Origin of the sequence: Enterococcus sp. DIV0691 (genome assembly GCF_051711145.1) — a bacterium.
In the GTDB taxonomy this organism is placed as follows: domain Bacteria; phylum Bacillota; class Bacilli; order Lactobacillales; family Enterococcaceae; genus Enterococcus_B; species Enterococcus_B hirae.
Genome location: NZ_JBIOLY010000001.1, coordinates 995927 through 1018920, shown reverse-complemented (window position 1 = coordinate 1018920; position 22994 = coordinate 995927). Strand labels below are relative to the sequence as shown.

The 22994-nt window shown below is 33.4% G+C and carries 8 protein-coding genes; 1 reads left to right on the top strand and 7 read right to left on the bottom strand.

Annotated features, from left to right (window positions below):
• Positions 1 to 168 precede the first annotated feature (168 nt).
• From thiD to IGJ11_RS04570, 7 genes are all read right to left on the bottom strand, one after another.
• Positions 169 to 1017: a bifunctional hydroxymethylpyrimidine kinase/phosphomethylpyrimidine kinase gene (gene thiD / locus IGJ11_RS04600; protein ID WP_010737316.1), complete on the bottom strand. Its 849-nt coding sequence runs from the start codon at positions 1015 to 1017 to the stop codon at positions 169 to 171.
• A gap of 337 nt (positions 1018 to 1354) precedes the next feature.
• Positions 1355 to 1795: a universal stress protein gene (locus tag IGJ11_RS04595; RefSeq protein ID WP_010719609.1), complete on the bottom strand. Its 441-nt coding sequence runs from the start codon at positions 1793 to 1795 to the stop codon at positions 1355 to 1357.
• A 75-nt stretch (positions 1796 to 1870) separates the two neighbouring features.
• Positions 1871 to 7192 carry a hypothetical protein gene (locus IGJ11_RS04590; protein WP_251849633.1) on the bottom strand — a complete coding sequence of 1774 codons (5322 nt, stop codon included), beginning with the start codon at positions 7190 to 7192 and terminating at the stop codon, positions 1871 to 1873.
• A gap of 72 nt (positions 7193 to 7264) precedes the next feature.
• Complete coding sequence (locus IGJ11_RS04585; protein WP_251849635.1) at positions 7265 to 12739, bottom strand: hypothetical protein; 5475 nt, start codon at positions 12737 to 12739, stop codon at positions 7265 to 7267.
• Positions 12740 to 12884: 145 nt separating this feature from the next.
• A complete protein-coding gene (locus IGJ11_RS04580; protein ID WP_251849637.1) occupies positions 12885 to 18674 on the bottom strand; it encodes a hypothetical protein in 5790 nt (1929 codons plus the stop codon).
• A 34-nt stretch (positions 18675 to 18708) separates the two neighbouring features.
• Positions 18709 to 19701 carry a hypothetical protein gene (locus IGJ11_RS04575; protein ID WP_251849639.1) on the bottom strand — a complete coding sequence of 331 codons (993 nt, stop codon included), beginning with the start codon at positions 19699 to 19701 and terminating at the stop codon, positions 18709 to 18711.
• A 314-nt stretch (positions 19702 to 20015) separates the two neighbouring features.
• Positions 20016 to 21413 carry a glycoside hydrolase family 1 protein gene (locus IGJ11_RS04570; RefSeq protein ID WP_207432478.1) on the bottom strand — a complete coding sequence of 466 codons (1398 nt, stop codon included), beginning with the start codon at positions 21411 to 21413 and terminating at the stop codon, positions 20016 to 20018.
• Positions 21414 to 21566: 153 nt separating this feature from the next.
• Here IGJ11_RS04570 and celB point away from each other — a divergent pair, with 153 nt between their 5' ends.
• Positions 21567 to 22838, top strand: a complete 1272-nt coding sequence (celB, locus tag IGJ11_RS04565; RefSeq protein ID WP_010719614.1) for a PTS cellobiose transporter subunit IIC — start codon at positions 21567 to 21569, stop codon at positions 22836 to 22838.
• Positions 22839 to 22994: the final 156 nt, after the last annotated feature.

Genomic DNA, 22994 nt, shown 5'->3' with positions numbered 1-22994 from the left:
ACTCTATGAACTTATTTTTTTTGAATAAAACAAACGAAAGACAGTGGAGTGATCATCAATGAATGATCCTCCTCTGTCTTTCTCGGTTACTTTAACCAGCTATTTATATGATTTACTTATACTATTTTGAAAAATTACAAAAGCAAAAAAAACGATTCTTTTAGATAGCTATTGATTCTTTTTTGAAGAACAGTTTTTTGCTGAGAGTTGCTTTTCTGCTGCCCAGTGATTGATGGGACCATACTTGTGACCGACAATGATTTCTTCACCAATTGCAATATTGACGTAGTCTTTTGCCGTTCGGATTGCTTCTTCTACTGTTTTTCCCTTCGCTAATTCTGCAGCGATGCAAGCCGACAATGTGTCTCCTGTACCGTTGATTCGATCTGTCGGATAAAAGACTGCACTTAACCAAAATGATCGTCCAGATTCCAGCAACACATAATCTCTTACTTCTTCTTGATTACTTTCTTTCGTATGAAATCCTTTGATCATCACATTTTTGGCACCCATTGCTTGTAAGTCAACAGCGGCCTGAACATAATCTTCATCTGTCGTTAAGGTTCGTCCAGTTAATTTCTCTGCTTCATAGAAATTCGGCGTCAAGACAGTCGCTAACGGTACTAGTTTTTCTTTCAGACTACTTAAAGCAGCCTCTTCTAATAATAGATTTCCATGCTTCGTCACGATTACTGGGTCGACCACTAATGGACCAAAGTTATACTGTTGATAATTTTTAACTACTGTTTCAATCAATTCTGCATCAGCTAGCATACCTGTTTTAGCCGCTCTTATTTGATAGTCTTCAGCGATCAAAGAAAATTCTTTATCAATGAACGCACTTGGTAAGGTCACACTTGCTCCGATCCCATAAGAATTTCCTGCCACACAAGCCGTCATAACTGATACACCATAGACGCCACGGGTAAAGAAAGTATGCATATCTGCTTGCATTCCTGCACTTCCATCACTGTCTGATCCCGCGATCGTCATGACTTGTACATATTGGTCGTTCATACGCTTCATTCCCTTTTTTATTTTTCCAACTCATTCCCTATTCTACACAACTATACCACTTCTTACTTTAAGGAATCAAATCGTAGTGGATGGACAATTGTTGATTGCAGCTTTTGTCAAATTAGTAATATTCAAGATATCTCCTTAAGAATAGTGATCTTTTTAACTAATCACTTACTAATTAGTTAAAAAGATGAAATAAGCAAAATACAGCATAAAAAAACCGAAGAATACTGACATAAACGAGATGATGCTCAGCTTCTTCGGCTTACTTTTTTATTTGCTTCTTCAGTGTACTACTCAGTTCTAGCATCATCTCACTAACTAGCGAGTGACGTTATTTTACTACCAACACATTGCACGGTGCATGTGTGACTACATAAGAAGTAGTTGACCCAACTAAGACACGTTCCACGGCATTCAATCCTGTAGCCCCCATAACAATCAAATCAATTTTTTCCTTTGATTCATTGAAATTTGCAATCAATGTTTTCGGATATCCATACAAAATATACGTCTCGATATCTGTTAGTCCCTTTTCAATTGCTAAGTTGCGATGCTCTTTCATTTGGTTTTCTGCAACTTCATCTAATTCCTCTTGTAAGTTCGTTGTAACAAATGCAAAATCACCGAAATAGTTACCCGTTACTTCGTTTACGTACAAAATGTGTAGCTTTGCCTGATTTCTTTTTGCAATTGTAACTGCTTCAGAAAAGGCTTTTTCTGCTTTTTCTGATCCATCAATTGCTACTAATATATTTTTATAGGTGTCTGCCATTGAAACCGCCTCCTTTACAATCAGTGTAGCACGATTATTTTAAGGGAACAACTAATTTACTAGCACTGACCAAACTTAGCGATTCGCTTGTCTTTGAACTTGTTCATGCGGTTTTCTTTCATTAGAGCTGTGACCTTCTTGGCTTGCTTTTTCTTTTATCTGAGTCATACGCAGTTTTTTTTCTAGCAGCTTCATTTGTCCTAAATTACTTTTCGATTCAAAATAATCCGTGGCAGGAAATAACTTCTTCTTTTCGTTCGTCTCTGTTAAAACCATATCATTATTTAACTTCTCATGCTTGGTCACTATTGACTCTAATGATATTTCAGTCTGTCTTTCCTTATTCACTGGTTCTTTTTCTTGAAGTTCTTTAGGTAATACTCTTTCTAAATTTGAAGCGATACCTGTATAAAAATTGATTATTTTTTGTGCTTTACCCCGTAATCTCCATTGATCAAAATTACCACACGCTTGAAAAGAGTATAATTTAGGTCTATAAATTGGGTTTAAATTTATATTCTTGAACCCAACATAATCGACGAGGATCGCTCGTAAATTTTCACAGCACCAAGCTGGATTTTCTTGATACAAATCATAGATTTGTTTTTCTACTGTCATTTGACTTCTTACTTGCGGGGCATGTTTTCGTGCAAACTTCCTAATGTTAGTATTTCTTATAGCGAACTCATTATCGACAATTTCACGAAATTCTTTTGAAGAAGTTAGCGAAACAAAAGGAAGTCTGTCCTGACATTTTTTCAGTAATTTTTTCCCTATTTCAGGTTGTTCCTTTATTAAATTTAGAATAATTGGATAATTCGAAAGATGATCCCTAAACTTTTCTTCTACACTTTTATCGGAGTCATCCTTGTTAATCTTGACTACTGATTGTTCGATTGCTGCTATTAATTCTTCTTTTACTATATTATTTTCCGCTTTGTCGGTTGGAATATTCTCTATTAGAATTCCTTTTCGTTCCATATGTTTTTCAATTACTTTTGCAATTGTTTTAAGTATGGATATATGATTATTATCGTTTACTATAGGACCTTCATCAAAAGTGTCTATCCACTTTTGCATTTGCCCGTATGTAAAATGGATACCTATTTCCTCTAATCTTTCTCTTGTTATTTGATATTCTTTATCTATTTCCTCCAAATTCCTAATTTTAGGAGGCAAAATTTGTTTAACTATTTCTGGAAAGTAATAAACAAGTTTTTGCTGCTCTAATGTTTCTTTCATTTCATCCATCAATGAAAATAAGAATCTATCATTTTCTTGTTTTACATTTTTATTTGTTGAGGGGGCCTTCCATTTAGTCTGATCTAGTTGATTTATAGGAGCTACAGAATCAATTTTCTGATAAAATTCAGAGCGATTTTCATCAGTCAATGATGAATCAACATGTTGTAGGACAAACTCTTTAATTGGTGTAAAGGACGTTTGACGATAAACTGCTACGAGTGGATCAATCTCTTGTTTGTTTTGGTTTACTACTCGCTCCAATTCTAAAGCTATTTGAAGATTGATTTCTTCTGCAACTGCACGGATAACTTCTTTTTCAGTAATCAATTTGTTTAGCTTTTCTTTTTCAGTTACTGTTAAATAATCCCTCAAACTGCCAGAGATTTTCCCTTTAAAAGATAAGTTTGTTTTTTTGAGACAAACATCTACATAAGCTTTTAATTCAAGTTTTGATAAATTCTCCTTCTTTAAGAATAGTGGAAGATATAGGTCTTTTTTTAGGTAAGCGTAAAACTCTTCCCTTTCCTCCAAACTTAAATTTGGTTTCATTACTGTTTGAATCGCTGCTTCTCTTTGCATATTGGTGTCTAATTTTTCAGCTAGTTCTTTGATAAATTGCTGTAATTGATTTTTGCTCGGAAAAGAATCAGAATTAGCCTGACCTATCTGTATTCCTTTACTCCCATCCTTTTGATAGTTATAAACGCCATTCCTTACTAATTCTTTCAGTTGGTTATCATTCTCAATCTGCTGCTGCTTCTTTTCAGTTTCCAAAATATTTTTTTGCTGCGCCATGTCGAGCTTTTGATTATAAATTTCTATTATTTGTTTGGCTCTTCTTTGACTTTCCTCATTAGGAGATATTAGAATATCTTTCGCTTTTTCATTGATACCAGTTGATGCCAAATATTGGATTAAATCTGCACAAAACGGGAGGTCTTGCTTACCTAGCTCATAAATTTGTTCAGATAACTCTGTATCTTCCCCTAAATCTTCTCTTGCAAGTTGATGTGCTGAATTTTTAAAATGAGCAACGACGGTTGGCGTTGTCTTTGCAAAATCTTTCAACGGAACTGCCGGAGCAATTTTTTGATAGTATGTAAATAGTTTTTTGACTCTATAGTCTTTTTCTGCGAGCGCTAAAATTTCTTCATCCGTTTTCGATTGACTTGCTTCCACCTCTTGGCTAAAACGTTTTAATCTTTTCTCTATTCTCTTCTTTACAGCGATAAATAAAGGCTCAATTTCGGCTACAGATTGCCATGTAGGTAATAAAATGATTCGGCTAATAAAACCGGTAATATTCGATTGTTTCTGTTTATTAAGTTCTAATACTGACTGCCAGTTCCTTCCCTTTTCTTCATCATACAGTACCCACTTATCCTTTAATTTATTTAAAGCCTTATTTTTTTTTGGTAGAGATAAAATGTGTTTCCCATTATGAGATTTTTTTTTGACTGAACTATATATATTTTCAAAATGACTGTCCATATATCTATATTTATCATCATCATCAAAACGAGAAATTAGAGCAAGAAAAACTTGTAATTCTTCCTTGACACTTTTTGGTTCATCGTTTTTTTTGCTTTCTATTTCTTCGGTAGACTTCTGGACATAAACCATCCTCTCAGCTAGAGAAGACAGATTATGCTCTCTCAATCTTCCTATGTCTTCAAGGCTGATTTTTGTTCGATAGTTCTCCCCATTTTTTTGTTGAGAATGACGTTGTCTTTGAATAAAAGAGTCAACTTCAAAGGTTAATTTACTAGATTTGCTTAGTTCATAAAGTGCAATACGTTTTTTAAATTCTAAATTTTTTTCAGCATCTAAAGACAATTGTGCTTGATTTTTGATGAACTGCTGAGTATCAACTGAATTCACTTTTTCATACATCTCCGTAAAGAAGCCGATTGATACTCCTATGTCATATCTTAATCTTTCATATGCGCTTGGGCCTATTTCGTTAACTATTGTTAGAAGTTGTTTTTTTTCTAAAATCAATTCATCAATATCGATTTGGTTTGGGGTTGCGACATTTTTTTTCAAGTTTTTTATTGTTTCTAAATCACTTGGTATTTCTTTAGCTTCAAGGTAGGCTAGATAATAAATGATCATTTCACTTTTTGATGATACTTCATGGTCAATAAAATACCGTAGTACTTCATCTTTAAAGTCAACAGTCGGTAAAGTAAAGTCCGTTTTTCTACTTTCCTCTTGGAGTTGGTTGTTTATATCAAATGCTAGGTAATTACTTTCAGTCAAATATTTTTGAGCTTGTTCTTTAATCATTTCTCGAGCTAGTATCGAATCACTGTTATTATATATCGCTCTGAAATAATCATCTGTTCCCCTTTTTTTCCCTTGTTGGATTTTTTCAAGTTCGAACACAATATCGCTTTCTAAGTATTTTGCCAGCAATAATAATTGTCTTTTCTCTGAGTATAGCGTTATCACTTCTTTTTTTTCTTTATCCGTTAAATCTTTAATCAAAACTTTTTCAAAAATTATTTGGATATTATTCGGTAATTTTTGTGCATCAAGATACGCCAAGTAAAAAGCCCGAACTTCATTAGCAGATAAGTCTTCCCTCTTAAGAAAACGACTTAGTCCATTTTCTTGAAAATCTACATTTGGTTGTGTGACTGATTTTTTTCTAAATTCATCTTGAAATTGTGTATGAATTTCAAATTCAACATACTTACTTTCCGTTAGGTATTTTTTGGCTTGTTCTTTGATTCTTTCTTGATGCTTTTTCGAATCGGTCTTTTTATACGCCGCTAAGGCCACTAAAAAATAATCATCTGTTACCTGTTTTTTGCCTTGTTGGATTGCTTCAAGTTCATATACAGTCTTTCTATCTAATTCTTTTGTCAGTAGTAACAATTTTCTTTTCTCAGGAACAAGCTCTAACGCTTGTGCTTTTTCAGCAGAAGTTAGCTCGTTCAATAAGAGGTATTTCAAAGTATCTTTTAGAGAATTTGGTAATGTCGTCTCTTCAAGATAAGCCAAATAATACGCTCGTTCCTCGTAAGCCCTTCTGCTTTTTCCATCCACGAGTAGATGGAGACTTTCTTGTAAACGATCATTTTCATTCCATTTTCCCTGAGGTCGTTGTTGTCTTGTCCTGAGCATAAAATCCAAATAATCAAATGTAGTTAAATACTGTTTTGCATAGCCATCAATGATATATCGTTTTTCTTCAATCGTTGTATGTAAGTAGATATGTGTGAATAGATCTGTTGATGCTTTTCTAAATCCTTTTCGGATTTCTTTCAATGCTAATAAGTAGTATGGTTCTACCTCGTTTGTCAGAGATAATTCAACTTGTTCCTGTTCTTTTTTAATTGGCAAATAACTATAGTCAGGATCTGTGGTGGGATGTTCCTTAAGATAGGAGTTAACGGTTGTCTCCATAAACGTATTAAAGTTGAGGTGGTTATCAGAAAAAACATAGGGCTCCACCATTCTTTTAAATAAATCATTTTTCAATTGTGTCGAGGATAATTTCCGGTTTAAAATCAAACTGGCTCGGACTACATCATCCATTTGATTCCCCCATTTTCTTTTTGTACTACTAGAAGGAGACACCAAATCAATAAATAGTTGTTCGATATTATTCATTGATTTAACTATTTTTTCATTCTCGAATGGATGTAAATAATGATAAATTTCCGTGGATTCACTTAGTTCGCTATCATCTAATGAATAACTAGCATAAAATTGCTCTTTAAACTTTTTTTCCTTTTTATCTTTGATATCGTTTATCAACTCTTGAAAAGCCACACAAAAATTTGCCTTTTCTTCTAAAGAAAATAATTTTTTTTTAAGGAACAACTCCCTAAAATTTTGTCTTGTTCCATAGTCAGCCTTAGCGATTAACTGTGTAACCTCTTGCCAGTCTAAAAATATTTTTTTTTGATTTTCTGGCAATCGTTTCAATATACTTTTTTCTAAAATTTCCTTTTTATTCTGAAAAACATGTCCATATAGTACATCTTTTTCATCCCATAATTTATTCAATAAATAAACACTATCCGCCAATAAGTTGGGATTGTTGTATAGGTTAATTGTGATCCACTCTTTATTTTCTTTACAAGATACTTCATTTCCTCTAATCTCCATATATTCTTTCTCATAAAAGTCTCTTTCCATTTGCATTTCTCCGTTCTTCATTAATATACTTAGTTTTTTAGGGAACAACTAATTTACTAGCAATGACAAAACTCAGCGATTCGCTTGTCTTTGAACTTGTTCATGCGTTTTTCTCTCATTAGAGCTGTAACCTTCTTGGCTTGCTTTTTCTATCTGAGTCATACGCAGCTTTTTTTCTAGCGACTTCATTTGCTCTACATTACTTTCTGATTCGGATTGACCAAGAAAAGGATATAGTCTCTTCTTTTCGTTCGTCTCTGTTACATCCATATCATTATTTAACTTCTCATGCTTGCTCACTATTGATTCTAATGATATTTCAGTTTGACTTTCCTTATTCGCTGATTCTTTTATCTGAGTCAAACGCAGTTTTTTGTCTAACGGCTCCATTTGTCCCAAATTACTTTTCGGTTCAAAATGATTTGTGGCAGGAAATAACCTCTTCTTTTCTCTCGCCTCTGTTAAAGCCATATCATTATTTAACTTCTCTTGGTCGCTTACTATTGACTCAAATGATACTTCAGTTTGGCTTTCCTTATTCGTTGATTCTTTTTTTTGAAGTTCCTTAGGTAATACTTTTTTTAAATCTAAAGAGATATCTATATAAAAATCGGTTATTTTTTTGGCTTTATTTAGTAATCTCTGCTGACTAAAACTCCTATCCACTTGAAAAGAGTATAATTCAGGTCTATATATTGGGGTTAAATTTTTCTTCTTGAACCCAGCATAATTGACGAGGATCACTCGTAAATTTTCACAACACCAGAATGGATTTTCTTGATACAACTTATAAATTTTTCTTTCTTCAAACAATCGTGCTCTTTTTTCTCTCGCATATTCTAATGCAAAACGTCTAATCCCGGTATGTTTTTTGAGGAACTCTCTATTCATCATCTGAAGAAATTCTTTTGAAGAAGGTAGCGAAATAAAAGGAAGTCTGTTCTGACATTTTTTCAATAATTTTTCCCCTATTTTGGGTTCTTTCCTTACTAAATGGTTGAAGATTGGCTGAGTCGAAAGATGATTTATAAACTGCTCTTCTATACTGATCCTAGGGTCATTCTTATTAATCTTAGCTACTGATTGTTCGATTTCTTTTTTCAGTCTTTCTTTTATGCTATTTTTTTCTTCTTTTTCGGTGGGGATATTTTCTATTAGAGTTCCTTTTCGTTCCATATGTTTTTCAATTACTTTTGCGATTGTTTGAAGTATGGATATTTGAATATTATCGGTTACTATCGGGCCTTTTTTATATGTAGCTTCCCAATTTTTCATTTGATCGTCTGTAAAATGGATACCTAATTTTTCCAAACTTTCTCTCGTTACTTGATGAGAATTAAATTCTCCGACTATTTCAGGAAAGTAATAGGCGATTTTTTGTTGTTCTAATGTTTCTTTCATTTCATTAATTAGTGAAAGAAAGCCTATTTTAGTTTCTTGTCCTAATTCCTCTTTGTTTGTTAAGTGTTCCCCAAAATTAGTCTGATCTAGATGCTTTATAGAAGCTGCAGAACCAATTTTCTGATAAAATTCAGAGCGATTTTTTTCAGTTAGTGATGAATCAACTTGTTGTAGGACAAACTCTTTAATCGCTGTAAAGGTTGTTTGACGATAAACAGTTACGAGTGGATCAATCTCTTGTTTGTTTTGGTTTACTACTCGCTCCAATTCTAAAGCTGTTTGATGACTGATTTCTTCTGCAACTGCACGGATAACTTCTTTTTCAGTAATCAATTTATTTAATTCTTTTTTTTCAGTTATCGTTAAAAAAACCCTCAAATTGCCAGAGATTTTCCCTTTAAAAGATAAGTCTGTTTTTTTAAGACAAACATCTACATAAGCTTTTAATTCAAGTTTTGATAAGTTATCCTTCTGTAAAAATAATGGAAGAAACGGGTCGTTTTTTAGGTAAGCATAAAACTCTTTCCTTTCTTCCAAGCTTAAATTTGGTTTCATTACTGTTTGAATCGCTGCTTCTCTTTGCATATTTGTATCTAACTTTTCAGCTAGTTCTTTTATAAATTGCTGTAATCGAGTGTTGCCCGAAACAGAACCAATATTAGCCTGTCCTATATGTATTTCTTTCCCATCACCCATTTGATAATTATAAACGCCATGTCTTACTAATTCTTTCAGTTGGGTGTCATTTGCAATCTGCTTTTCTTTCCTTTCCTTTTGTAGAACTTTTTTCGATTGCTTAGTTTGCTGTGGCTTTATGAACTTTTGATGATAATTTTCTATTATATATTCGGCTCTTTCTTGACTTTCCTTATCAAAAGATTTCGGAATACCTTTCGCTTTCTCATTATTGTCAGTTGATAGCAAATACCTAATTACATCTACACAAAACGGTAGGTCTCGCTTTCCCAGTTCATAAATTTGTTGAGATAATTCCGCATCTTTTCCAAAGTATTCTCTTGCAAGTTGATGTGCTGAATTTTTAAAATGAGCAACGACGGTTGGCGTCGCCTTTGCAAAATCTTTCAACGGAACTACTGGAGCAATGTTTTGATAGTATGTAAGTAGTTCTTTGACTTTAGGGTCTTTTTCTGCGATCGCTAAAATTTCTTCATCCGTTTTCAGTTGACTTGCTTCCACCTCTTGGCTAAATCGTTCTAATTTTTTCTCTATTCTCTTCTTTACAGCGATAAATAAAGGATCAATTTCAGCTACAAATTGCCATTCAGGCAATAAAATGAATTGTTTAATTATTTTGATATACTTCGATTGTTTCTTGTCATTCAGATCTAACACGAACAGCCAGTTGCTTCTATTTTCTTCAATAAATAATACCCTCAGATGTTTCAATTTATTAAACGTTCTAACTGATTGTGGTATAGAATAAACTTGGTTCCTCCGATGAGCATAATGTCTGACGTACCTGAATATATCTTTCAAATTACTATCTATAAATGTATATGAATCATTACTATCAAAACGAGAAATTAAAGTAATGAAATCTTTTAATTCTTCCTTGACAGTTTTTGGTTCATCGTTTTTTTTGCTTTCTATTCCTTCGGTAGATTTCTGATCTAAAACCATCGTCTTAGCTAGGAAAGACAGGTTTTGCTTCCTCAATTCTTCTATGTCTTGAAGACTGACTTTCGTTCGATGGTTCTCCCCTTTTTTTTGTTGATAATGACGTTGCAGTCCAATAAAAAAAGCAACTTCAAAGGTTAGTTCGTCAGACTTGCTTAATTCATAAAGTGCAATGCGTTTTTTAAATTCTAAATGTTTTTCAGCATCTAAATACAATGATGCTTGTTTGTTGATAAACTGATGATGCTCATTAGACTTCGCATTTTCATACATCTCCGTAAAGACGCCGATTGATATTCCTGCATTAGCTCTTAATTTTTCATATACACTTGGATCTATTTTGTTAGCTATTGATAAAAGTTTTTTTTTTTCTAAAACCAAATCTTCGACATCGATTTGACTTGGAGTTACGACAGCTTTTTTTAAATTTATTATTGTTTCTAAATCACTGGGTATTTCTTTAGATTCAAGATAGGCTAGACAATAAATGATCAGTTCATTTTTGGATAATACTTCATGGTCAACAAAATACCGTAGTGCTTCATCTTTAAAGTCCACTGTCGGTAAAGTGACGTCCATTTTTCTACTTTCCTCTTGGAGTTGGATTTTTATGTCAAATTCCAGATAATTACTTTCAGTCAAATATTTTTGAGCTTGCTCTTTAATCATTTCTCGAGCCAATATCGAGTCACTCTTTTTATATATCGCTAAAAAATAGTCATCTGTTCCCTTTTTTTTACCTTTTTGGATTGCTTCAAGTTCTAATCCAATGTCGCTTCCTAAGTATTTCCCCAACAGTAACAATTGTTTTTTTTCTAAAGATTGCGTTATCACTTCATTTTTTTCTTTATCCGTTAAATCTTTAGTTAAGTGTTCTTCAATAATTACTTGGATATCATTCGGAAATTTTTGTGCATCTATATACGCCAAGTAAAAAGCTCGAATGTCATTAGCAGATAAGTCTTCCCTCTCAATAAATCGTCTGAATACTTTTTCTACATTCGGTTGTGTAACTGATTTTCTTCTAAATTCTTCTTGAAAATAGGTATAAATTTCAAATTCAACATACTTACTTTCAGTTAAGTATTTTTTGGCTTGTTCTGTGATAATTTCTTGAACCTTTTTCGAATTGGTTTTTTCATATAACTCTAAGAAATAAGCGTACGTCACCTTTTTTTTGCCTTGTTGGATTGCTTCAAATTCATATACAGTCTCTATATCTATTTCTTTTGCCAACAGCAACAATTGTCTTTTCTCAGGAGCAAGCTCTATCACTTGTCTGTATTCACCAGAAAATAGCTCGTTCAATAAAAGGTATTTCAAAGTATCTTTTAGAGACTTTGGTAATGTCGTCTCTTCAAGATAAGCTAAATAATACGCTCGTTCCTCGTAAGCCGTTCTGCTTTTTCCATCTAGGAGTAGATGGAAATTTTCTTGTAAAGAATTGTTTTTATTCCATTTTTTCTGAATATGTTGTTGTCTTATCCTGAACATAAAATCCAAATAATCAAATTTAGTTAAATACTGTTTTGCATACCCATCAATGATATCTCTTTTCTCTTCAATCGTTGTCTGTAAGTAGATATGTGTGAATAGCTCTGTTGATGCTTTTCTAAATCCTTTTCGGACTTCTTTCAATGCTAATAAGTAGTATGGTTCTACCTCGTTTGTCAGGGATAATTCAACTTGTTCCTGTTCGTTTTCAATTGGAAAACGACTATAGTCAGGATCTGTGGCAGGATTTTTCTTAAGATAGGGGTTAACGATTATCTCCATAAACGTATCAAACTCGGGTTGTTCATGGGAAAAAACCTGAGGTTCCACCATTTTTTTGAGTAAATCATTTTTCAATTGTATCGAGGATAATTTCCGTTTTAAAATCAAAGTGGCTCTGACTACATCATACATTTTACGTCTTTTGTCTGTACTACTGGAAGGAGACACCAAATCAATAAATAGTTGTTCGATATTGTTCATTGATTTGGCTATTTTCTCATTCTCGAATGGATATAGATAATGATAAATTTCCATGGATTCACTTAGTTCGTTATCATTTAATGAATAATTAGCATAAAATTGCTCTTTAAACTTTTTTTCCTTTTTATCTTTGATATCGTTTATCAACTCTTGAAACAGCACACAAACTTTCGCCTTTTCTTCTAAAGAAAATAATCTTTTCTTATGGAACACCTCCATAAGTTTTTGTCGTGTTGTAAGATTGCCTTCAGAGATTGCCTGGGTGACTTCTTGCCAATCTAAAAAAATTTTTTTCTGATCTCCTACCAATCGTTCTGATATACTTGTTTTTAAAATTTCCTTTTTCTCCTCCGTATCCTTTCGAGGTAGTACATCTTGTTCATCTAATAATTTATTCAATAAATAAATACTATCCGCCAATAAGTTGGGATTATTGTCTAGGTTAATTGTGATCCACTCTTCATTTTCTTTACAAGATACTTTACTTCCTTTAATCTGCATACAGTATTTCTTATAAGAGTCTCTTCCCATTTGTTTTACTCCTTTTATTCAGAATTTGCCCTCATTATGTTTTTATCTATCTAATTTTCTATCAATCAATAGATTGACTGACTTTTTCTTCAAGTTAGATGGCAATCAGGAAGGATACTGAACTCAAGAAAGATGATTTCCAAATTCATCGATTATAACTAAGTTTTTCTGATAATTGTCTATCGTTAGGCATGCTCCTCTCATTTGTGCTTTCACCTCTCTTTATTGACGTGCCGTGTGTTCTTTCTGGTACCAATGGTGAATTAGTAGAGCAATTTCCTGCTTTTTCCATTATTTGTTGCATGCTAACTTGCGTTCTTTGATTGCCCTTCACTGATTGATCATTTTGCGTGATAAAATCAAATGAGATCATAGTACTTTTTGTTTGCCCAGGAATGTTTTTCTGCAATTCTTGTAATTCTTTCGGAAGTATCTTTGATATACCTTGTTTTTTCATTACTTCTTTATAGCCCACTAGTACTGATTCTGCCTTCTTTCTTAGGGGATAACCATACATTTCTCTATCTCTTGGGTCTAAACTTACCGATATACCCGCATAATCGACAAGCATTACACGCATATTTTCTGCACAATAATTGTCATCATTATAAAATAATTTGTAAATGGATTTCTCAACTTGGATTCTTTCTTGTTCTGTTTCATTATATTCTTTTAAAAATGGAGAGAATGGGGTATTTTCATACCATTCATTGATTAGCTTACGTAATTCAATAGGGTAAGAAAGATTAATAGTGGGTAATTTTTTTAACAATACCTTTTTCAATGTAGGTGATTCCTCTAAAATATTTTTGACTGGGAAACCTTTTCCTCCATACTTTTGAATGCTGCAACGAGTAAAATTTTCAACAAATTGATCTTCTATAGTCCTTTTTTTATCGTTTGGGTTAATCATACGCACAGATTGTTCAATCTCTTCGATTAAGTTGTCTTTTGCCTCATCTAAAGATTTCTTCATTGATGGGCTTTCCACTTGATTCATTTGTTCCTCATATTTTTTCTTTAAAAGTTCGTTTATTTTTTCAATAGTTGTGTTAAATGTTACTCCCATTCCACTTAAAGGATATATTTCTTTTTGTTCATTTAAATCCCCTATCCTTATGCCTTCTATAAAGTTATCAAAAAATATATCTCTCCAATTTTCTATTTGCTCATCTGAACAAGTTATGCTTACTTGTTTCAATTTTTCTTTTATTAATTCATTTTCAGAATTTCCCTGATGGTTGTTCCAATCTATCTTTCCAATTTCTTTGATTATTTCAGGAAGATAATACTTGATCCCTTTCTCTTCTAGATTGTCTTTTATTTCAGCAATTAATGGCAATCGTTTTAAGTTAGTTGCTTCTATCCTCTCTGCAACTTCTGGACTGATTGCAGAAACTAACGAAAACAGGTCTTCCTTGTTTGACCGAGAATTTTCTCCTTCTGCTGTAGTAAGAGACACTTGTTTGCTAAGGTCTTTCAGCTTATGGTTAGAGTTAATTTTATTATAAAATTGCATACGATCTGCTTCATTAAAAGAAGAATCAATCAGTGATGTAATTGATTCTTTTATTAATAGGAATGGCGTATCATTATAAATGGATACTAGCCAATTTATCTCACCTACTTCTTCTTTCTTTAATACCTTTTCAAATTTCACTGCTGTTTCATAATCCCGTTGTTCTGCTAAGACACGTACTATCTCTTTTTGACTAACCATTTCTTTCAACTGACGTTGTTCCTTGTCTGTTAAAAAAACATCTAGTTTCTGATCCACTTGTTCTTTAAATGGCAAATCACTTTTATGTAGGCAAGCACTAACACATGCTTTTAATTCAATTTTCGATAGGTTTTCTTGCTTAAGAAACTGTTGAAGATACGTATCCTGCTTCATAAAAGCATAAAACTTTTGTCTTTCTTCCACACTTAAATAGGGTTGCATGATCGTTTGAATTGCCGCTTCTCTTTCTGTTGCTGTATTTAAATCATGTACTAATTCTTTAATAAAATATTGCAATTGAACATTAGCGGGTCTCCTATTTTCAGGAGAACTGGTTTCAGGAGCAATCATTCGTTCCACCAGATAATTCGTCAGCTCATCTGACTGTAATTGTTGAGTCAAATACACACCTGCTCGAACTAATTCTTGATTCTCCATATTGTTCGCACATTCTTTTTGATCTTGTTTTTTTTGCACGACATGCTGATATTTTTTTAATGCTAGTTCCATTTCTTTATGAGCAATCTCTCTTCCAGCGGAATTTTTTGATTTTTTATAGCTCTTTTTTTTCTTAAGAAATTCTTGATAGGCAACTTCTTTGAGACTTTCTTCTTTAGTTGTATTGGTTTTGTCTTTTTCTCTCTCAAGCCTTGGTTTCGTTACAAAAGCTGTAAACTGCTTAGTCATCTCTAGATCATGGTATTTATTGTGAAACGCAACAATTGCCTTAGCTGTTTCAGTCGGACTTACTTCTTGATTTAAAATGACAAAAGGATCCCAATCAAACGGCTGACTTGATTGCTCTATGATTGGTGTTGAGATTGGCCTTTCAACATTTCCAACTACTTCATTAGCTACTTTATTAACTACTTTTTTGCCAGTCAATTCGCTACGCATGGACGGAAGTGGGTATAGGTCATGATAGCTTTCTACTATCTTCTCCATTTTATTTTGTATTAAAATATTTGGATGTATTGGTAAAGGGTTAGGTTGCTTATTAGTGTATTGTGCGCTCAAGTACTGAATCATTTTTGCACAATATAATGGATCCAGTTTCCCTAGCATGAAAATTTGCTTTGCTAATTTTTTTCCTGGACTTTGATATGTTTCCTCAATTTGATGCGCTAAATTGGCAAAATAGGTAGACACCATTGGAATCGTCTGAGCATAATTTTTTAAAGGATAAGAAGGCAGCATATTTTGGCAACAAACGAGTAAATCTTTAAGGCCCGGTTCGTTTTCTACAAGTTTTAAAATCCTTTTATTCGTTAATGACACGTCACCTTTATCCTCATAATCCTTTTGAATCAACGTATCTAAATATGGAATATACTCATGTACCTTCTTTTCAAACTGAACGAGCAATGTATTTAGTAAATTATTATAGTGTAAGTTGGAATCTGACAGAACCTCCGCAATTTGTTCTTTTTCTGACTTTAGTCCCTTATCAAGATTTTTGAATATTCTTCTTAGTATTTGGTTTCTACCTACCTCTTTAAACCTTACACCCATTGCGTTAAATTCACTTTTTAATTGACGATTGATTTCTATCGCTGTTTCATCATAGGACACAATAGCTTCTCTTAGTTTTAGATCTTGATAATCACACTTATTGTTCGTTAATATTTTTACAACAACTGGCTGAAGTAAATTGGCTGGCGCGATCTCATCTAGTTGTTCTTTAATTTTTTGGAGTTTAATAATTCTACGATCATTGTCAACGTGAAATTTAGCATAACCCCAAATTAAGCTAAATCCATCAGAATCATGAAACTTAACTTTATTTAAAAATCCTTTCAATTCTTCAACTTTTAAAGAAGTCTTGATCTCTTTTTTTTCTAAATCGTTTAAATGCGAGATGGAGCGGTCGATTGCTTGATCTTTTAAACGTTGTTCCCAATGTGGAAATCTCACTTGGACTTTGACCAAAGAATCGATTAGTTGTTCCTTGTTTAATCGCCTAAGTTCAAGAGGATCTATAAGATTAGCATTGACTTGTTGCAGCCCGTTTCTCACTTGCAACTCTTCAATGACTGGAAGACTCATTGCTTTTTCGAATGCTCGTTTACGTTGGGTATAGACTGCAGATGCTTTTAAATCAGGCCCACCTTCTTTGATTATTTCTTTTAGTTTGATTTTTTTAGTAAACTCTAAATGTTCTTTTTGATTTAAATGTAACGATGCCTGTTCTTTTATCCATTGTTGGGTATAGGAAGATACGTTGTTATATAAATCTGTAAAGAAATCAATTGTTGCTGCTTTGTTTTCTTTTTTTATTTTTAAGAATTCCAATGTACGTTCTGGGCCTATTTCTTCAGACAAGTGGATAAGTCTTTGTTGTTCTGAAATGAGTTCTGACAATTTCAGATTTTCGTCTACAGTTAAATCTTTTTTCAAAGCGTGTATCAAACTTTTTTTGATATCCATTGGTATCACTTGTTCTTCTATACAGGCTAAGTAATACGCTCTAATTTCAAGTGGTGATTGCATTTTCTGGTCAAGAAACACCCGAATTTTATCTTCGCTAAACTTAATATTCGCTAGCTTTAATCCTTTTTCTCTCAATGCATCTTGCATCTGACTTTTCACTGCAAATTCAGCATGGTTAGCAGGACTTAAACATATTTTTGCTTGTGTTTTGATGTATTCTTGGTTAGTCGTTGAAAAGGATTTTTCATAAATATCTGTGAAAAAACCAAGCCTTCCTTCTTGTTTTCCTTGCTGTATTTCTTCAAGCTGGAATACGTTTTTTAAATCTAGCTCTTTTGACAATTGGATAAGAACTATTTTTTGAGGAACTAAGGCTTGCACTTCATTTCTTTCTTCACTTGTTAAGTTTTTCTCAAAATATTGTTGTAAACTCTTTTTCCAACTATTCATTTGGCTAAGTGGTTCGTATTTCATTTCTAGATAAGCTAACTCATAAGCTCTAATTTCGTTAGGAGATAAATTTTCGCGACTTAGAAATGAATTAAGAAAATCTGTTTTTTCCCATTCCTGTAAATTTTTTTTACTCTCTCCCTCTCGTATCACGTGACCTATTTCAAATCTCACATAGTTTGCTTTACTTAAATGTTTTTTAGCTTGCTCTTTGATGAATTGGCGACAAGTCACTGAAAAAGCTTTTTGATCCATCTCTTTGAACAATTGAGATAGGACTACTTGGTTGCTTTCCTTGCTATTGTCAAGCTTAGTTGCAAGTTCTGGACCTACTTCTTTTCCTAATTGTAAATATAATCTTTTTTCTGAAACTAGATCCATCACTTCTATAATATTTTCTGGTGTTAAACCGTTCAAAAAAGTGTTTTTAAACTTTTCTTTGCTATTTCGGTTTATTTGTCGCTCTTCTAAATAAGCTAAACAATAAGCTCTAATTTCGTTAGGGGATAAATTTACATTTCTAATAAATTGATCAAGAAATTCTGTTTTATCCTCTCTCTGTAACGCTTTTTTTCTCTCTACAGCTCGTACCATTCGAGTTACTTTATATCGAACATAGTTTTCTTCACTTAACCTTTTTTTAGCTTGCTCTTTGATGAATTGGCGACAAGTCACTGAAAAAACCTTTTGATCCATTTCATTGAACAATTTCAGTCGTTCTACTTGATTATCTTGATTGCTTCTTTCATATCTGACTGCAAGTTCTGGCCCTACTTCCTTCCCCAATTGTAGACATAATCTTTTTTCAGAAACTAGATTCTCCACTACTTTAATCTCTTCTGGTGTTAAATCTTTCAAAAAAGGTTTTCTCCAAAGTTTTTTGATATTGCTTCCCAGTTGTCGCTCTTCTAAATAGGCTAAACAATAAGCTTTCACTGCATAAGGAGATAAATCTTTCCGTTTAAGCATAGATTTAAGTACACTTAAAGAAGTGGATTCTTGTTTTATTATATGATTTTTTTGTTCACTATTATGTACTATAAATTCAAATTCTAAATAGCCTACTTTGCTTAAATATTTCTTCGCTTCTCTAGAAATTGCTGTTCTATTCAATGCACCATTCTTTTCATAAATAACTGTAAAAAGATCCCCCGTTGCTTTTTGCTTTCCTCGCTGTACTTCTTCACTTAAATATTTTTCTCTAGTCATTGTTGTTCTATTTAATGCACCATACTTTTTATAAATAGCTGTAAAAAAATCTACTGTTGCTTTTTGCTTTCCTCGCTGTATTTCTTCAAGGGCTAATAAATCATGCGGTTCTATCTCTTCTATCATCTGAATATTTTGTTTTTTTAAAAGCTTGACTTCTTCAAGTTTCTTTTTTTAATAAATTTTTCTCCAAAGTTTTTTTTATTTTATTTTTGGTTTTCGGTAATAAGTTACTTTCATCGATATAAATTTCATAAATTGCTATTTTTTCCAGATGAGACATGTCAGGCAAACGGAGTAAATTGGGAAATATTTTATTATAAAAAACAGAAGAAACAGACTGTGCTTCTTCTACAGATACCTTAATTTTCTTGTTCAAAACATTGATTGTTTGAGATAATTCATAATAGACTTCATCCAAACCGGTATTTTTTTTCAGGCGTGGAATCGCATGGTTTTTGATGAATGAATCCCATTTTTCTTCAAGAACGGGTTGATTACCGGATTTTTTTATTTCAGTAAATATTTTTGTTTTTAGTTTCTCTGACTCTATCTCTCGATCCAGAACCATAACTGCTCTCACTAAATCATTAAACCAAGTAGGGCTAGTCTCACCTTTATTTACCATCGGTTTGATCAACAAATCATTGACCTGTGCTTCCAGTCTTTTAGTTGATTCTGCTGTTTTTTCATTAGAAATCTTATGATAAAAACTGTAGATATCGATTGTTTTCTTTCGTGATTGCTGATCTAATGACTGAACATCTTTAAACTGATCTTCAAAAGCTTGGTCCGCTTCATTAGTTATTTTTTTTAACAGCTTATGAAAAGTAACGTAAGTTTTCGCCATTCCCTCTAAAGATCTGTACTTTAACAATTCATTTTTATGAAGAGTATTTATCCATTCACTGACTATTGCTTGTTCGTTCAAAGTTAAACGTGGCATAACATATCTTTCAAAGTTAACTTGGTGTTGTTCCCAATCCCTTGGAGCAAATGCCGGCTTATTCATGAATAAAAGATTATATAAATAAATACTATCTGACATCAAATTCGGGTTATTCTTTAAATTGATAGATTCATAGCCATTTTTTCCATAGTCCACTCGATCTGCTTTAAAATATACATTAAATAAACCTTCGTTTTTTTCCATTCGATCTCCTTTTCTTTATCGTCCGTTTTTGTAAATTGCAACAAATTTTAATCACTCGTATCCTTGTTCTTACTAGTATGGATAACTGTGTCGGTTCACACTGCTTTTTAGTATTGTATCTACCATTTTTTATGTAATAAACCAATGAAATTGAGACAAAAAGTTTTTATTCTCAAGAAATAAGCCGATAAGCTGAAATTTCTGAAGATTGGTAAAAATAATAAAATCGTTTATTGCGATTATGACCTTTGTACTTCACAACTTTTTGTCCCAGTTTCATTCGTTTTTATTCTAAAAACTATTTACAAACCTTTTTAGGCTTCAAACCCATTTTTCATGGCTACGGTTTTAAACCAATGGCCCGACTTTTTAATCGTCCGTTTACCGTCTTTGTTTAGATCGACAGCAATCAGTCCATAACGGTTTTTATAAGCGTTCGTCCAAGACCAGTTATCCATGCAAGTCCACATGTGGTAACCCACACAATTCGTTCCTTCCTGGATTGCCTGATGCACATATTTCAGATGGTCTGTGACAAAAGTGATCCGATAATCATCTTCAATTACGCCTTCCGAGTTAATGAAACGTTCTTCCCCTTCTACACCCATACCATTTTCAGAGATATAACATTTGATATTGCCATAGTTCTCTCTCGTATTCGTCAAGATATCATAGATCCCTTTTTCATAAATTTCCCAACCACGATAGATATTCATTTTTTTATTAGGCATATCATAATAATCAAAATAATCTTCTGGCATTGGTCCATTCTGATGATCAATCGGTGTTTCTTTTGCCTTGATTCTCCGAGGTTGATAATAATTGATTCCTAATAGATCAATCGTATTTTCTTTGATAATCGTTAAGTCATCGGGCCCCATCTCTGGCATTATCGCTAATTCTTTCACAATAGCAACCAACTCTGATGGAAGCTCTCCTTTTACTGCAGGATCAAGAAAAGAACGATTGAAAAAAGCATCAGCGATTCTAGCAGCCTTGACATCCTCAGGGTTTGTTTCGTCTCTCGGGTAGCTAGGAGTTAAATTCAAAATGATTCCAATTTCTCCTTTTTGTCCCATCTTATGATAGGCTTCAATTGCTTTGGCACTTGCCAAATTTTCGTGGAAACCAACTTGAATAGCCTCTTTTAGATTGATATGGTTAGGATAATGGAACTGATAGAGATAACCGCCTTCTACTGGAACAATCGGTTCATTATGGGTAAACCATTTCTTTACTAAATCCCCAAATAACTCAAAACAGGTTTTTGCATAGGCCACATAGGCGTCAACCGTATCACGAGACAACCAGCCACCTGTTTGTTGTAATTCTAAAGGCATATCAAAATGATATAAATTGACAAATGGTTCAATTCCCTGCTCCAGTAATTCTGTAAAATATGAACGGTAAAATGATACAGCCTGTTGATTCACTTCTCCTTTTCCTTTAGGGAATAGACGACTCCATTGAATGGATGTTCGGAAAGTATTATGACCTGTCTCTTTCATCAATTGAACGTCTTCTCGATATTTCGTGTAAACTTGAGAGGTTTTCTCAGGACCAACTTGATTGAAAAATTTTTCTGGCTCTAGATCATACCAATAGTCCCAAATGTTTTCTCCTTTCCCATCTCCTTTGATTCTGCCTTCTGTTTGTGGTCCACTTGCGGCGGTTCCCCACCAAAAATTCTTTGGAAAATCGTAGTGTTTCATTTCATAATCCCTCAATTCTTTTAGTAATTACCGTAATCATAAACAATCACTAAAAATAAATCAATACTTTTGATAAAAATGACTAGACATTTAAACAGACAGACGTTATACTACGTTTGTAATCGATTGCAAAATAAATTTGAGGTGAAAAAAATGAATGGTTTTATGGATAAACTTTCTCAAAAAATTATGCCCTTAGCCAATCTTTTAGGGCAAAACCGTTACTTAACTGTGTTACGGGATGCATTTATGTTGTCATTTCCGCTAACAATGTTTGGATCAATTGTGGTCGTTGTGAATAATCTACCGTTCTTCAGTGATGGTACCAAAGGCACGTTAAGCACCCTTTTTGGCAATGGTCAAAATGCGACGATGAGTATCATGTCCGTTTTTGTTACATTTGGTATCGGCTATTATTTATCAAAATCATATGATGTAGAAGGTATTTTTGGTGGCGCTGTTTCATTCGCAAGCTTTTTGATTCTCACACCTTTTGTGATGACAACAGCTGGTGGTGAAGAAGTTTCGGGTGTCCTATCACTTGATCGTCTAGGTGCTAAAGGAATGTTCATTGGAATGATTGCTGCCTTTTTAGCTGCGGAAATCTACTGTCGAATCACCAAACGTGGTTGGCAAATTAAAATGCCTGATGGCGTACCACCTGCAGTAACGAAATCTTTTGCCGCTTTGATTCCAGCTGTAGTCACATTGACTGTTTTCTTGATCATCAACGCTGTCATGACTGGCGTATTCAATGCGAACCTTCATGACTTAGTCTATGAAGTTATCCAAAAACCTCTAACTGGTTTAGGTAGTAGTTTACCTGCCACGTTGATTGCCTTATTCTTTGTTCAATTTTTGTGGTTCTTTGGTCTTCACGGTCAAATTATTGTTAATTCTGTTATGGACCCTATCTGGAATACATTGATGCTTGATAATTTAGAAGCTTATCAGCATGGGAAAGAACTACCACATATCATCACAAAACCATTTATGGAAACCTTTACCGTTGGTATCGGTGGCTCTGGAATGACGTTAGCAGTAGTATTATTGATGGCTTTTGTCTTGAAGAAAAAACAATACCGTGATGTTGGTCGTTTAGCGCTAGCACCTGGAATCTTCAATGTCAATGAACCTGCGATTTTTGGTCTACCAATCGTATTGAACGCAACCATTTTGATTCCTTGGGTCGTTGCTCCTTTGGTCGTGACAACGTTCAACTACTTGATGATGGCAGCTGGCATCGTTCCTCCGCCTACAGGTGTTTCAGTTCCGTGGACTGTGCCGATCATTGCTAGTGGTGTTTTAGCTACCAATTCATGGCTAGGCGGTCTCTTACAAGTAGTCGATTTTGTGATCGTCGCTTTTATTTGGTACCCATTCTTAAAAGTATTAGATAAACAACCTGATTTAGACGTTGTGTAAAGCCTTATCTACTCACCTGTGAAGCAAATCATCTTCTTTCTAATAGAGATTAAGCAAATTTTATAATCTAGCATGAACAGTCAAAACATGGAATGATGTGAATTGATTTGTTCATGCTTGTTTCATTGAAATGAGTGATTCAACAACTAAACTTCG